Below are 8,478 nucleotides of genomic sequence, written 5' to 3'. Positions count from 1 at the left end.
TCGACCACGGTCCCGTCCGTCGCGATCTTCTCCCCGGGGCGGACCAGGAAACGGTCCCCGACCTGCAACGCGGAGGTCGGGATCGTCGTCTCCACGCCGTCGCGCAGGACCGTGACCTCCTTCGCCCCCAGCTCCATCAGCGCCTTCAGCGCCGCCCCGGCCTTCCGCTTCGAGCGCGCCTCGAAGTAGCGCCCGGCGAGGATGAACGCCGTCACCCCGGCCGCGGCCTCCAGGTAGATGTTCCCGGCACCGTCGCTGCGGGCGATGGTGAACTCGAACGGGTGCGTCATGCCGACCATGCCCGCCGTCCCGAAGAACAGCGCCCACACCGACCAGAGGAACGCGGCCGACGTGCCGACGGAGATCAGCGTGTCCATCGTCGCCGCGCCGTGCTTCGCGTTCGTCCAGGCGGCCCGGTGGAACGGCCAGGCCGCGTAGGTGACCACCGGTGCGGCCAGCGTCAGGGAGAGCCACTGCCAGTAGTCGAACTGGAGCGCCGGGATCATCGCCATCGCGATCACCGGTACGGCGAGGAGAACGGCGGTGATCAGCCGCTGGCGCAGGGTGGTGAGCCCGTCGTCCTCGCTCGCGCCCCGTTCCGTGTCGCCGCTCCCCGGTGGCGGGGCGGCGGTTTCGGCGGCGCGCGGGGCGGGCGGCCGGGCGGTGTAGCCGGTGGCCTCGACGGTCGCGATCAGATCCTCGACGGACACGTCGGCGCCCGCGTAGGTGACCTTCGCCTTCTCGGTGGCGTAGTTGACGGTGGCTTCGACGCCGTCCATCCGGTTGAGCTTCTTCTCGATACGGGCCGCGCACGAGGCGCAGGTCATCCCGCCGATCGCGAGCTCGACCGCGGTGGTACCGGCGTCGGCCCCGGCGGGGGTTCCGGCGGCGGTGGTTGCGGTGGTGGCGGAGTGCGCGGACACGGGGGTCCTCCCTGAAGCCGTCCCAGATACCCCTGGGGGGTATCCCTGTCTCTCCTCATGTATACCCCCCTCCCCTATAAAGTGCAAGGTGTGACGGGAGGGGTTCGTCACCCGTCTGCGGGGCCGGGTCGCGCCTCGTCGCGCCCGTGCGTTCAGATAGAGGGCTGCGCGGCCCGTCGGCCACCCGTAGGCTGGCCATTGGACTAGACCTATAGCCGTGTAGGCCTGTAGCCGTGTATCGGAGGAATGAAGACCCATGAGCAACCGTGCAGTCCTGGAGGTGATCGCTCTCGACGCGGAGGACGCGGTCGCTGCGCAGGCCGGTGGTGCAGACCGCCTCGAACTGGTCACCGACATGGCCGCCGACGGTCTCACCCCGTCCCGGGAGACCTTCGCGGCGATCAGGTCCGCCGTGGACATCCCGCTGCGCGTGATGCTCAGGACGGCGGACGGCTTCGCCGCCGGTGACATCGATGCACTGGTCGCTCTGGCCCATGAGCTGCGGGAGGCGGGGGCGGCGGAGTTCGTGTTCGGCTTCCTCGACGCGGAGGGCCACGCCGACCTCGTCGCCGTCGAACGGCTCGTCGCCGAGCTGGACGGCTGCCGGTGGACGTACCACCGGGCGATCGACCGGTGCACCGACCGCGACTCCCTGCGCAAGGAGCTCGCGGACCTGCCGGGCCTCGACACGTTCCTCACGGCGGGCTCCCCGGCCGGGGTGGACGCCGGGATCCCGACCCTCCTCGCCGAGGCGGCCCGGAGCGGCGAGCCGGGATACCAGGCGCAGATCCTGGTCGGCGGCGGCCTCCACCTGCACCACCTGCCCCAGCTGCTGGCGGCGGGGATCGACGCGTTCCACATCGGCGGGGCGGCGCGGCCGGCGGGCTGGTCGGCCCCGGTCGACGCGGCGGCGGTACGGGAGTGGCGCGAGGCGCTGGACGCCTGAGGCCTGCCGGGGTGCGGGACCGGACGGTCCCGCACCCGAGGGCCCTATGCCTGAACCAGCACCTCCGGCAACGGGGCCGCGTGCAGCACGGTCAGCCCCGACACCGCACGGGTCAGCGCCACGTACAGCCGCCGCAGCCCGGTCCGCTCGTCCGGCTCGCCGGCCACCACGGCCGCGGGCTCGTCCAGCACCACGTAGTCGTACTCCAGGCCCTTCGCCAGCGACGCGGGCACCAGCGTCAGCCGGGACGCGGCGGTGGTCTCCTCGCCGGGAGACAGATACGCGTGCCCCGCCGCCTCCAGCGCCGCACCCAGCACCGGGATCCGGGCGTCCGCGGCGATCAGCCCGATCGACCCCTCGTGACGCAACGACTCCTCGCAGGCGGCGACGACGGCCGCGTCCAGATCCTCCGCCGACGCCACCTCCCGTACGGCCAACGACCCCGGCGACTCCCGCACCGACTCCACCGCCGCGAGCCCCGGCGAGATCGCGGGCAGCAGCCGGGAGGCGTACGCGATGACCTCGCGCGGCACACGGAAACCGGCCGTCAGCTCCTCCACCACCGCGTCCGCCTTGCCCAGGTGGAACAGCGCCTCGCCCCAGCTCTCCGTGGACCACGGGGTCGTCCCCTGCGCGAGGTCGCCGAGGACGGTGGCCGAACCGGTCGAGCAGCGCCGCCCCACCGCCCGGTACTGCATGGGGGACAGGTCCTGCGCCTCGTCGAGCACGACATGGCCGAGCGAGTGCGTCCGGGCGACGAGGTCACCGGCCTCGTCGATCAGCACGGCGTCGGCCGCCGACCACTTCGCGGACTTCACACTGCGGGCGGGCTTCGCCCACAGCAGCCGCTTCTGCTCCTCCTCGCTCAGCACCCCTCCCGCGTGCGCGGCCAGGAACTCCGCGTCGGACAGCAGCCGCAGCACGACCTTCGCCGGGTCCACGGCGGGCCAGACCGCCTTGACCGCGGCCTTCACGGCGGGGTTCCGGGCCACGGCGTTCTGCACCCGGTCGTCCGGGGCCTCCCCGGCCTCCTCCATCCGTACGAGGACGGCGTGGGCGATCCGCTGCGGCAGCGCCTCGTGCGCGGCCCCGTACCGCATGTCGCGGGCCAGCAGCTCGTCGACCATCTCCTGGATCTCGTACGCGGGCACCCGCCAGCGCCGGGAGCCGCGCACCACGACGACGGGCTCGACGGGGGCGGTCACGTGCGAGCGGATGGCCCGCCGCAGCACCTCGGCCATGCGGGCGTCGCCCTTGACGACGGCGGTGGCCGCCTCGTCCTCGCCCCGGACCTCGACGCCGGTGCGCACCAGGTCGTCGACGGTGGCCTGTTTCACCTCCAGCTCGCCGAGGGCGGGCAGGACCTGCTCGATGTAGTGGAGGAAGGAACGGTTCGGCCCGATGACGAGGGTGCCGGTGCGGGCGAGCCGCTCGCGGTGCGCGTACAGCAGGTACGCCACCCGGTGCAGGCCGACGGCGGTCTTCCCGGTGCCGGGCCCGCCCTGCACGCAGACGGTGCCGCCGAGGCCGCTGCGGACGATCTCGTCCTGCTCGGGCTGGATGGTGGCGACGATGTCGCGCATCGGGCCGACGCGGGGACGCTCGATCTCCGCCTGGAGGAGCCGGCTGGTGTGCTCGGCCTCCGCCGGGTCGGTGAGGTGCTCGTCCTCGTACGCGGTCAGCTCGCCGCCGGTGTAGCCGAAGCGGCGGCGCAGCCCCACGTCCTGCGGGTCGGTGCGGGACGCCTGGTAGTACGGCTGGGAGACCGGCGCACGCCAGTCGATGACCATCGGGTCCCCGGCGGCGTCGTGGACGTGCCGACGGCCGATGTAGAACCGCTCGCCGTCCGCGCCCTCGGCCAGCTCGCCGCCGACGGCGTGCAGATAGTCGAGGCGGCCGAAGAACAGCGGGGTGTGCGAGAGATCGGCGAGCGCCTTGATGCGGTCGTCGATCTGGGACTGGAGCACGGCGGCGTTGACCCAGTTCGCGGTGACATCGCGGATGTCGAGGGCCTGGACGTCCTCGCGCATCCCACGCAGGGCGGCGCGGGACGCGGCGAGATGGGCACGTTCGTGCACCAGGGGGTCGGTGGTGCCCGTGGTGCCGGTGGGGTCGGGGGTGGAATCGCTCTCTGCTACGTGCGCGGGCACGGTGTTGCCTCCGGCTCTTCAACGCAGGACGGCGGGCCGCGCGCTGCGACCGGCAGAGGTCGGAGCAGGGCGGTCCGCTCGGAAGGTTGGTTCGCGTGGGTGCCGTCCGGTTTCCGTCCGGCCGGCGGCGCTCCCCCGGCTGCCGGCAGCGAAGGCCGGTACCACGGTGCGGGAGGCGGGCAGACCGGCGATTGTAGCCACAGGGCGGCGTACGGTCGAAACGAATTACGGGGCTCCGCCGCGCAGCGGGCCGTACGTGGGCTCCACCTGAGGGGGCGGGTCCGAGGGGTACCCGTAGGGGACGCCGGGCTCCGGCATGGCACCGCAGACCTACGCGCCCGCTCACCGGCTTCCGTCTGCGGGCCGACGCGCCCGAACGGGTGACGGGAGCACCATGGATACATGAGCACAGCCACCCTGAACCCACGCACGACCGGCCCCGCGCACGGCGCGACCGCGGCGACCGGTGACCACCGACCCCACCGCGTCGGCGACGCGCTGCGCGCCGTGAAGGTGTTCGTGACCACGGCGTTCGGCGTCGTCCTCCTGGGGGAGTACGCGGAAGAGGCGGGCGTACGGCGGGCCCGCTGAGGACCCGCCGCAGCCGTACCGGCTCTCAGCTCTCGGCGAGCAGCTCGTCCGCGTCGACGATGCGGTACGCGTACCCCTGCTCGGCCAGGAAGCGCTGGCGGTGCGCCGCGAAGTCCTGGTCGATGGTGTCGCGGGCGACGACCGAGTAGAACCGGGCCTCGTGCCCGTCGGCCTTCGGCCGCAGGACGCGACCGAGACGCTGGGCCTCCTCCTGGCGGGACCCGAAGGTGCCGGAGACCTGGATGGCGACGGTGGCCTCGGGCAGGTCGATGGAGAAGTTGGCGACTTTGGAGACGACGAGGACGCTGATCTCCCCGTTCCGGAACGCGTCGAAGAGCTTCTCGCGCTGGGCGTTGCTGGTCTCGCCCTTGATGACGGGCGCGTCGAGGTGTTCGCCCAGCTCGTCCAGCTGGTCGATGTACTGCCCGATGACGAGGGTCTGCTCGCCGCGGTGCTTGCGCACCAGCGCCTCGGTCACCTTCCGCTTGGTGGCGGTGGTGGCGCAGAACCGGTACTTCTCCTCCGTCTCGGCGGTCGCGTAGGCGAGCCGCTCGGAGTCGGTGAGGTTGACGCGGACCTCGACGCAGTCGGCGGGCGCGATGTAGCCCTGAGCCTCGATCTCCTTCCAGGGCGCGTCGAACCGCTTGGGCCCGATGAGCGAGAACACATCGGACTCCCGCCCGTCCTCCCGCACGAGGGTCGCGGTGAGCCCGAGCCGCCGCCGGGCCTGGAGGTCGGCGGTGAACTTGAAGACGGGGGCGGGCAGCAGGTGCACCTCGTCGTAGACGACGAGCCCCCAGTCGCGGGAGTCGAAGAGCTCCAGGTGCGGATAGACGCCCTTACGCCGGGTGGTCAGCACCTGGTAGGTGGCGATGGTGACCGGCCGGATCTCCTTGCGGGTCCCGCTGTACTCGCCGATCTCGTCCTCGGTGAGCGAGGTCCGCTTCACCAGCTCGTGCTTCCACTGCCGGGCGGAGACGGTGTTGGTGACGAGGATGAGCGTGGTGGCCTTGGCCTCGGCCATGGCACCGGCGCCGACGAGCGTCTTCCCGGCCCCACAGGGCAGCACCACCACCCCCGACCCACCGTGCCAGAACCCTTCGACGGCCTGCTTCTGGTACGGCCGCAGCGCCCAGCCGTCCTCGGCCAGCTCGATCGGATGGGCCTCGCCGTCGACGTAACCGGCGAGGTCCTCGGCGGGCCACCCGAGCTTGAGCAGCGTCTGCTTGACCTGCCCGCGCTCGGAGGGGTGCACGGCCACGGTGTCCGGGTCGATCCGGGCCCCGACCAGCGGCTGCACCTTCTTCGACCGGAGGATCTCCTCCAGCACGGGCCGGTCGGTGGTGGTGAGCACGAGCCCGTGCACGGGGTGCTTGGACAGGGTGAGCCGCCCGTACCGCGCCATCGTCTCGGCGATGTCGACCAGGAGCGCGTGCGGCACGGGATACCGGGAGTACTCGACGAGCGCGTCGACGACCTGCTCGGCGTCGTGCCCGGCGGCTCGGGCGTTCCACAGCCCGAGCGGGGTGACCCGGTACGTGTGGATGTGCTCGGGCGCACGCTCCAGCTCCGCGAACGGCGCGATGGCACGACGGCAGGCCTCGGCCAGGTCGTGGTCGACTTCGAGGAGCAGCGTCTTGTCGCTCTGGACGATGAGGGGTCCGGTCACGCGATTCGGCCCTTTCTGCGGGGTACGGCCACGGCTGCGGCCAAACGTCCAGTGTGCCGCATCCGGGGGCGGGGCGGGATGGGCGGACGTGCGGGGCCCGGCTCACCTCAGGATTCGCCGCACAGCGCCCGGGTCAGCGCCATCAGCCGCCGCCGGGCCTCGGTGTCGTACGCCTGCTCATGGGCTCGGGCATCGGTGAACCGGTCGAAGTAGCGGCCGGTGGTCGTCTCCGGATCCGGATCGATGATCAGCCGCACCGTCGGCCGCACGCCCTCGTCGACCGTGGTCACAGGGGTCAGGCCGTAGGCGCGGACCCCTGTGGTGTCCATCAGATGGGCGGGATGGAGCGCGTTGACGGTGACGCCGGTGCCGTCCAGTTCCGCGGCCAGTTCGAAGGTGGCCATGATCAGGGCGAGCTTGCTCCGGCAGTAGGCGCGCAGCCCTTCGTAGTCCCGCTCCAGCATGACGTCGTCGAAGTCGATGGCCTCCTGCCCTATCGAAGCGACGTTGACGATGCGGGCCGGCGCCGAGTCGGTCAGCAGCGGCAGCAGGCCGCGGGCGAGTGCGTAGGGGGCGAGGTGGTTGACCGCGAAGCGCAGTTCGTGTCCCTGCCGGCTGAACTGGCGCACCTGCGGATCGGGGCCGCCGCCGGCGACGGCGTTGTTCACCAGGGCATCGAGCCGCGGCTCGGCCCCACGGATTCGCGCCGCGAGCGCGTGCACCTGGTCGAGGTCGGCGAGATCGGCGAGGTAGGTGCGTACGGTCGCCTCCGGCGCGGCGGCCCGCACCCGGGCCGCGACGGCGTCCAGCCGGGTCCGGTCGCGTCCGTGCAGCAGGACGGTCCGGCCGCGGGCGGCCAGGTCCAGGGCGATGCCGAGGCCCAGGCCCTGTGTGGCTCCGGTGATCAATGTCGTGTGCTGGTTCATGGCGTTCAGCCTGGCAGCGCCGCGCCGGAATACGGGGGAGTGTGCTGACCCTGGTGTTCCCACCACCAGTCAACTCCGGTGGGTGGGTGGCTGAGGCAAAGAGGTGGCGTGGGACGAGAAGCCGCCGATGCCGAAGGGCCGGTTCCAGGACATGGACCCGGCCTGATGCCTGCGTAGACGTACGCGTACGTCTACGCAGGCCGGACCCCGTGACCTTCAGCCCCCGCGCCGCTGCGGCCCGAACCGCACCGGCACCCCCGGGGAGTACAGCACGCTCATCGGCTCCCCGGCCGGCGCGGGCAGCCCGCCCGCCGCCACCAGGTCCTCGTCGCACTCCAGCAGCTCCGCCCGGTGGAGCGGCCACCGGGGGTGGACGTTGGGCAGATAGGCGGTCCGCCCGAAGAGCGAGGTGTGCAGGGCCCAACGGGCGGTCAGGAAGTGTTCCAGCGGGGTGGGTTCGGCGATCGCGTCACCGGGCCGGAGCACGATCCTGCTCCTCGCCCCACGAGGACCGGGCCACCGGCGCCTGCTCGTGTACGTGACGGTGTCGCCGGACCGCTCGATGCCCATCCGGGACCACACGTACGGCAATCGCACCGCGGCCCGCGCCACGAGGACCGGGACGAGCCGGGAGGCGTCGAGGGACCGGAAGACCACCGCGCGCCGGCCGTGCTCGTCGACGGAGTACAGCCGGACGTTGGTCTCGGGAAAGGTCCCCAGATACGGGATCCCCGGCAGCCCGAGCACCCCCACTCGATACATCCGGAACGCCACGAGCCCCACGTACGTCGTCGCCCCGTCGAAGGTGTCGGGCATCGTCCCCGGCGGCAGCAGCGGCGCCACGTCCTCCGGGGCGACGGCCCAATGGAGGAACGCCAGATCCAGCCAGGACTGCGTGAGCAGCGGAGGCATCGGCGCGGCGGGCGGGTGCGGCGACACGGGCTCGGGGTTCCGGTCAGGGGTGGACATCCACGCAGCATCGCAGACGGGCACGCTCGCCGACGAGACGCGGCCGCCCCTACCTCTCCCCCTCCTCCGCCAGTTCCGCCACCCCCGTGATCCGGTGCAGCGGGTACGTGCGGACCTCGTCGGCCGTGTGGTCGTAGCCCGTGACGAAGCCGCCCTCCACGCGGACCGGGGCGATCACGCGTTGGCTGGCCGCGCCGTCCGCGTTGACGTAGCCGATCCAGACCGTGGAGCCCGTCATCGCGGCCGCCTGGACCGTGGCCAGGGTCTCGGCGGGGGTGGTGCGGGGGAGGGTGCCGGAGGGGGC

The 8,478-nt window shown here is 72.5% G+C and carries 8 protein-coding genes; 2 read left to right on the top strand and 6 right to left on the bottom strand.

Features of this window, described 5'->3' with window-relative positions; all coding sequences use genetic code 11:
* Positions 1-923: heavy metal translocating P-type ATPase (locus tag D3105_RS32420; RefSeq protein ID WP_206273024.1), on the bottom strand; the 923-nt coding region annotated here is incomplete at its 3' end.
* A 256-nt stretch (positions 924-1,179) separates the two neighbouring features.
* On the opposite strand from D3105_RS32420, the gene D3105_RS32415 reads away from it, so the two are divergent.
* Positions 1,180-1,869, top strand: a complete 690-nt coding sequence (locus D3105_RS32415) for a copper homeostasis protein CutC (RefSeq protein ID WP_118906415.1) — start codon at positions 1,180-1,182, stop codon at positions 1,867-1,869.
* Between the two features lie 44 nt (positions 1,870-1,913).
* On the opposite strand, the gene D3105_RS32410 is transcribed toward D3105_RS32415, so the two are convergent.
* Positions 1,914-4,019, bottom strand: a complete 2,106-nt coding sequence (locus tag D3105_RS32410; RefSeq protein WP_118906414.1) for a HelD family protein — start codon at positions 4,017-4,019, stop codon at positions 1,914-1,916.
* 402 nt (positions 4,020-4,421) lie between these two features.
* Between D3105_RS32410 and D3105_RS32405 the strand changes: the two genes are divergently transcribed.
* Positions 4,422-4,610 (top strand): hypothetical protein, encoded by a 189-nt coding sequence (locus tag D3105_RS32405; RefSeq protein ID WP_030799483.1) that lies wholly within the window; start codon positions 4,422-4,424, stop codon positions 4,608-4,610.
* A 25-nt stretch (positions 4,611-4,635) separates the two neighbouring features.
* Here D3105_RS32405 and D3105_RS32400 read toward each other — a convergent pair whose 3' ends face one another.
* The 4 genes from D3105_RS32400 to D3105_RS32385 form a co-directional block, all read right to left on the bottom strand.
* Positions 4,636-6,279, bottom strand: coding sequence for a DNA repair helicase XPB (locus D3105_RS32400; protein WP_075264942.1), 1,644 nt, complete (start codon positions 6,277-6,279; stop codon positions 4,636-4,638).
* Between the two features lie 107 nt (positions 6,280-6,386).
* On the bottom strand, positions 6,387-7,205 hold the full coding sequence (locus D3105_RS32395) for an SDR family NAD(P)-dependent oxidoreductase (RefSeq protein ID WP_118906413.1): 819 nt from the start codon (positions 7,203-7,205) through the stop codon (positions 6,387-6,389).
* 216 nt (positions 7,206-7,421) lie between these two features.
* The gene (locus tag D3105_RS32390; RefSeq protein ID WP_118906412.1) at positions 7,422-8,174 is read right to left on the bottom strand and encodes a YqjF family protein; all 753 of its coding nucleotides are present in this window, start codon (positions 8,172-8,174) and stop codon (positions 7,422-7,424) included.
* Between the two features lie 49 nt (positions 8,175-8,223).
* The coding region (locus D3105_RS32385; RefSeq protein ID WP_133305739.1) for a WYL domain-containing protein at positions 8,224-8,478 on the bottom strand (255 nt) is incomplete at its 5' end.

This window comes from Streptomyces globisporus (assembly GCF_003501885.1).
GTDB classification, from domain to species: domain Bacteria; phylum Actinomycetota; class Actinomycetes; order Streptomycetales; family Streptomycetaceae; genus Streptomyces; species Streptomyces globisporus_D.
Note: the sequence above shows the minus strand (reverse complement) of the source record. Positions and strands in the feature narration are given on the sequence as shown.